Source organism: Belnapia sp. AC561, from assembly GCF_979252845.1.
Genome location: NZ_CEEDBP010000095.1, coordinates 1 through 3,656 on the forward strand (window position 1 = coordinate 1; position 3,656 = coordinate 3,656).

A 3,656-nucleotide genomic window follows, 5' to 3' on the forward strand; every position below is an offset into this window, starting at 1 on the left:
GCCCCATCTTGTCCCGCCCCATCTTGCCCCGCCGCGTCCTGCTGGGCGCCCTGCCGATCCTCGCCGCCCCCGCCAGCCTGCGCGCCCAGCCGGCCGCCTATCCGAACCGGCCGGTGCGGCTGGTGGTGCCCTTCTCCGGCGGCGGCGCCACGGATGTGACGGCCCGCGTCATCGCCGAGCGGCTGACCGACATGCTGGGCCAGCCGGTGGTGGTGGACAACCGCGCCGGCGCCGGCGGCAACATCGGCGCCGACAACGTCGCCAAGTCCGAGGCCGATGGCCACGTGCTGCTGATGGGGACCATCGGCACCGCCAGCATCAACCAGTACCTCTACAGCCGGATGCCCTACGACCCGGAGAAGGACCTCACCTCGGTCGCGCTGGTGAACGAGGTCGCCAACGGCGTGCTGGTCAACAAGGATGTCCCGGCGAAGACCCTGGCGGAGCTGTTCGCCCTGGCCAAGTCCAAGCCGGGCGACCTCAACTACGGCACGCCGGGCAACGGCACCTCCGGCCACATGTGCGGCGAGCTGCTGAAGTACAGCGCCAAGATCGACATGCAGCACGTGCCCTATCGCGGCACCGGCAACGTCATCCCCGAGCTGCTGGCCGGCCGGCTGCAGGTCGCGGTGGACAACCTGCCGGCCTATATCCCGCACATCGCCTCGGGCGCGCTGCGGCTGCTGGCGGTGACCTCGAAGGAGCGCTGGTTCACCGCGCCGGAGGTCCCGACCGTGGCCGAGGCCGGCGTGCCGGGCTTCGAGGCCGTCGCCTGGTTCGGCGTGCAGGCGCCGGCGAAGACACCGCGGCCGGTGGTGGAGAAGGTCTCGGCGGCGATCCTGGCGGCGCTGAAGGAACCGGCGGTGCTGGCCAAGCTGAAGGACGTGGGCAGCGCGCCGCGGCCGATGGGGCCGGCGGAATTCGATGCCTTCATCGCGGCGGAGAACAAGAAGTGGAGCGAGGTGGTGCGGGTTTCAGGGGCGCGGCTGGACTGAGGAAAGGCAAGGTCGGGGAGAGAAAGTATTCTCTCCCCGAACCCCTCTCATCTATTTTTCTTAGTTTTGGCATTTATCGAAATCGAAAATACTTGGTTGACCGATTGGCATTAAGCAGCCGGTTGTTATCCGTCATCATTTTCCCTCGTATTTTCAAAAGGGATAACCAATGTCTAAGGTGCTTGAGGGGCTCGCGCAAAGCGCCGACCCCGTAGATCAAGAGATTTCAAAAACCCTCAAGATTTACCAGGAAAATCGGGCAAGACTTAATCTTTCACGCTCAATTGGATATGAACCGCGAGACCTTCGAAAATATGCGTCCGTTGAAGTGATTGAACGACGCATCCGAAAGCAGTCGAGTGGGTTCGATATGATCCCGGCCGAAGTCAGTTACGAGTCAATTGTACTTAAATACCCAGACCGCTTTAAAGCAGACATCATTGAAATTTCTGCTCAACGAATCAGTAAGGAGAATGAAGAATTTCGACCGACATCCGACCCTGTAGAACTCGATGGAAAAGTGAAGCGGCTGCTTGAACGCTCTAACCTACCTTCCCCGCAGGGCAATGCTAATCCCCAAAAATAAGTGCGTCATCAACTATTTTTTTGCGTGACCCTAAGGTGAAGGCGTTTGTTTTGAGAAGAGCGGGCGGCCGTTGCGAATGCTGCGAAACGCCCGCGCCGTTCAAAACAACTCTGGGATTGGATTATCTAGAAGTTCATCACATGAAAATGCTCGCAGAGGGCGGCAGCGATACAGTTCAAAATACCGTCGCTCTCTGCCCGAATTGTCACCGGGCATTTCATTACTCATCCAATACCGCTAAACTTTTAAATAAAGTTTACAATCAAATTAATGACCTCGTCCGGGAATAATCATTGCCGACAACAAGGAATAATCCTGCAGCTAACCATTGCAAAAACGTACACATTTTTTAACTCCCGGGTTCCAAGGGCCTTTCGGCCTTTGGCGGGGTAGCTCGAAGGGGCAGCGCCCCTTCGACCTCAGGCCCTCACACCCCCCGCAGCAGCGCCGCAAGCGGCGCCTCGACCCCGCCCACCACCCGGCCCTGCGGCGCGGCGAAGCTGCCGACCCGTGGCTTGGGCAGCTTCAGCGCCACCATCATCTCCAGCAGCCGCACGCCGCAGGCGATGCCGTCGAGCAGCGGCACCGGGCAATGCGGCTGCAGCCTCGGCGCCATCCCGGCCAGGGCGGCGCCGCCGAGGATGACGGCATCGGCGCCCTCGGCGACCAGCGCCTCGATCCCGGCGAGCATCTTCGCGGCGACGCCCTCCGGGTCCCGCACCGCCTCCTGCGGGGTCGCGTCCACGCCGACCAGGCCGGCGAGGCGGGCGGCGAGGCCGTGCTGGGCGATGCGTTCGCGGTAGGTCTCGGTGGCGCCGAAGGTGGCGAGGCCGAAGCGCCCGCCGGCCAGGCAGGCGGTGAGGCAGGCCGCCTCGGTCATCGCCACCACCGGGCAGGGCATGAGCTGGCGCGCCGCCTCCAGCGCGGTGTCGTGGCTGACGGCGAGCAGCACGCCATCCACCTGCCCGGCATGCTCCGCGAGCAGCGCCAGCAGCGCATGGCCGGCGATGATGTTCTCCGCCCGGGTCGAGATGACGGCGGGGCCGAAGCGCGGCGTGGCGGGGATGATGGTGGTGCCGGGGCTGGCCGCGGCGCGGGCGGCCTCGGCGCAGAGCGCGGTGATGGCCTCCGTCGTATTCGCATTGGCGACCAGGATCCGCATCGGCCCTAGCCCCCCACCATGGCGGCGCCGGCCGGGATGCCGCCGCGGGACGCGCCGGCGGCGGTTTCGCGGAAGAGCTGGCGGAAGCTTTCCGGCAGGTCGCGCGAGCCGGGCGTGGCGAGCCAGAGGCGGAGCAATTGGCGTCCGGCCTGGTCCGGCTCCGCGCCGGTCGCGGCATTCACCCGCTTCCACACCAGGTGCGGGTTGTGGAACAGCAGGTCGCCGGTATGCAGCGGGATCGAGAGCGCCTGGCCGGGCGTGGCGGCGGCGGCATCCAGCGCGGCCAGGGCGGCACGCTGGGCCTCGTCGAGCAGCGGCTCGATCATGGAATCGCGGTCGTAGCGGCCGACGAAGGCGCCGCTGGCGGTGCTCAGCACCGGCAGCAGGACCGGCGATTCGGCGCTGCCATGCGGCCAGGGCTGGTGCAGCAGCGCGAGGCTCGGGCGATCCGCCTTGAGCAGGGCATTGTGCAGGGTGGGGGCGGAGACCAGCGTGACGCTGCCGCCCTCCCGCGGCTGCTGCAGGCAGAGCAGGCCGGTCGCATCGGCCGGGTCGGCATGGAAGCGGGCGGGCGCCTCGGCCGCGGCGCCGGGGCCGTCGAGCCGGGCGACCAGGGTGCCGGCGCCGTCCTGCGGCAGCGGCGTGCCGAGCAGGCCGCCGAGGGTGAGTAGCGCGGCCTCCGGCGCCTCGAGCCGATCGAGGGCGAGGCCGCGCAGCAGGCAGAAGCCGCGGCCATGCTCCAGCCGCTCGGCCACGCCGCGCAGCAGGGCGGCGAGCAGGGGCAGGCGGCCGGCATCGGGCGCGGGGCCGGCGGCGGCCAGTTCGGCGGCGACCTCGGCGCCGACCGGGACCATCCAGTCGGCCGGGGTCAGGGCGGCGCCGGTCCAGGCGGCGGGGCCGGCCTGGGGGACGA

General features: G+C 67.1%; 5 protein-coding genes. 3 read left to right on the plus strand and 2 right to left on the minus strand.

All coding sequences use genetic code 11. The features are described from left to right. From AC0IW9_RS30145 to AC0IW9_RS30155, 3 genes are all read left to right on the plus strand, one after another. A partial coding sequence (locus tag AC0IW9_RS30145; RefSeq protein WP_471651995.1) for a Bug family tripartite tricarboxylate transporter substrate binding protein occupies window positions 1-995 on the plus strand: 995 nt, incomplete at its 5' end. 169 nt (window positions 996-1,164) lie between these two features. Beyond that, a complete protein-coding gene (locus AC0IW9_RS30150; RefSeq protein WP_471651996.1) occupies window positions 1,165-1,581 on the plus strand; it encodes a hypothetical protein in 417 nt (138 codons plus the stop codon). A gap of 35 nt (window positions 1,582-1,616) precedes the next feature. Continuing rightward, a complete protein-coding gene (locus AC0IW9_RS30155; protein WP_471651997.1) occupies window positions 1,617-1,871 on the plus strand; it encodes an HNH endonuclease in 255 nt (84 codons plus the stop codon). A gap of 137 nt (window positions 1,872-2,008) precedes the next feature. Here the strand turns inward: AC0IW9_RS30155 and AC0IW9_RS30160 are convergent, their stop codons facing one another. Together AC0IW9_RS30160 and AC0IW9_RS30165 are read right to left on the minus strand one after the other, a co-directional pair. Further along, window positions 2,009-2,743 (minus strand): aspartate/glutamate racemase family protein, encoded by a 735-nt coding sequence (locus AC0IW9_RS30160; RefSeq protein WP_471651998.1) that lies wholly within the window; start codon window positions 2,741-2,743, stop codon window positions 2,009-2,011. 5 nt (window positions 2,744-2,748) lie between these two features. After that, window positions 2,749-3,656, minus strand: a 908-nt coding sequence (locus AC0IW9_RS30165) for a TauD/TfdA family dioxygenase (protein ID WP_471651999.1), incomplete at its 5' end; no start/stop codon positions are given.

What these genes read in the sequence shown, in the direction of transcription:
- AC0IW9_RS30150 (WP_471651996.1), top strand. Translation starts at nt 1,165, where the DNA reads ATGTCTAAGGTGCTTGAGGGGCTCGCGCAAAGCGCCGACCCCGTAGAT.
- AC0IW9_RS30160 (WP_471651998.1), bottom strand. Translation starts at nt 2,743, where the DNA reads ATGCGGATCCTGGTCGCCAATGCGAATACGACGGAGGCCATCACCGCG.